We start from the raw sequence: 1,026 nt of genomic DNA on the forward strand, positions 1-1,026 counted from the left end.
ATGAGTCTAGATGAAATCGTAAAAGATGAACGATATGGAATTTTAGTTGATAAAGCGGAGGCACAAAAAGATTCCTCATTTCATGAAAAAGAAGTGGAATTGTATAGAGAGATGAAGAAGGAAGGATATGCACCTATTGCCTCTTTAGAACAACAAATTCAACCTTCAAAAGAAAAGGAGTTAGATACTTTAGATAAGGATTTAAGCCGGAAATACGAAGCATACAGACGTTCACAATATGAAGAAACACCAGATGATATTGATAGTATTGTCACTCGTGTAAAGGCCGAAGAGCGGTATTATACAACAAAGTATGTTTCGATTGATAATGAGCTGGTAAGCCAGGAACACGTTGTGAAATTAGAAAGCCAGGTGGATGAGAAGCTTGGGAAAGAAGGAATAACGGTGAATCAGTCTACAACTTCAAAGGAAATGGATGTAGATAAAAAGTTTCAGCCATCAAACGGAAAACAAACGAATAATAAAGAAAAAGACAAGGAGCCAGAGCCTGGTAATGTAGAGCAGTCGAAGGCTACAAAAAAATCAAGTAGAAAAAGAGAAACAATGGAAATGGAACGATGAAAAATTTTATAACAGGAAAACCAGATTAAATCATTTTTTGTTACTCAATTGAGATAACGGAGAGTGATTTTTTTATATCTAAAAATGAAAGAGGGAAAAAGTAAAAGCCCTCTTTCTTGTTTATAGGACGAAAGGAGTGAATGTCATGAATGTATGGCTGTTTGCGGGCTGTATGTTCCTTTTAGCTGTCTTTTTGAACACATTGTTATTATTTGGTCACAGAATGATGAAAAAGCGCAGGGATAAGAAATGGAAGCGTAAAACTAAAATTGCAGAATAATAGGAGGTACTACGTATGGGAAAAACATTGTTTATTGCAGAGAAGCCGAAGGTAGCCGTTGAATTATTGAAATCACCTAGATTTAGAAACTCGCAAAAATATCCAGGAAGTAAGCCATATTATGGCTACTATGAAAATGAAAATTACATTATTAGTTGGTGCCG

Annotated in this window: 1 protein-coding gene and 1 pseudogene; both read left to right on the top strand. The window is 35.3% G+C overall.

What is annotated here, in order from left to right:
* Positions 1 to 582 (top strand): annotated as a pseudogene (locus tag MR109_RS29590) (LPD25 domain-containing protein); the annotation flags it as partial.
* Positions 583 to 727: 145 nt separating this feature from the next.
* Entirely contained in the window at positions 728 to 862 is a 135-nt protein-coding gene (locus MR109_RS30170) for a hypothetical protein (RefSeq protein ID WP_277931135.1), read from the top strand.
* The last annotated feature ends 164 nt before the right edge of the window (positions 863 to 1,026 follow it).

It is taken from the genome of Bacillus cereus group sp. BfR-BA-01310, from assembly GCF_022664325.1.
Classification (GTDB): domain Bacteria; phylum Bacillota; class Bacilli; order Bacillales; family Bacillaceae_G; genus Bacillus_A; species Bacillus_A paramycoides.